The sequence below is a fragment of the Klebsiella sp. K-3 genome, from assembly GCF_051207495.1.
Classification (GTDB): domain Bacteria; phylum Pseudomonadota; class Gammaproteobacteria; order Enterobacterales; family Enterobacteriaceae; genus Klebsiella; species Klebsiella aerogenes.
Genome location: NZ_JBPNXF010000047.1, coordinates 1 through 207 on the forward strand (window position 1 = coordinate 1; position 207 = coordinate 207).

The following is a 207-nucleotide window of genomic DNA, read 5'->3' on the forward strand; positions in this document are numbered from 1 at the left end:
CTCACACAGATTGTCTGATGAAAGTAGAGAAGCAAGGCGTCTTGCGATTGAGACTTCAGTGTCCCCTTCGTCTAGAGGCCCAGGACACCGCCCTTTCACGGCGGTAACAGGGGTTCGAATCCCCTAGGGGACGCCACTTGCTGGTTCGTGAGTGAAAGACGCGCGCCGACATATCTCAAAACTCATCTTCGGGTGACGTTTGAGATA

1 tRNA gene is annotated in these 207 nt (G+C 53.6%); it reads left to right on the plus strand.

Annotated features, from left to right (window positions below):
- The first annotated feature begins 60 nt into the window (after window positions 1-60).
- Window positions 61-136, plus strand: a tRNA-Glu gene (locus ACSEMK_RS24070).
- Window positions 137-207 lie beyond the last annotated feature (71 nt).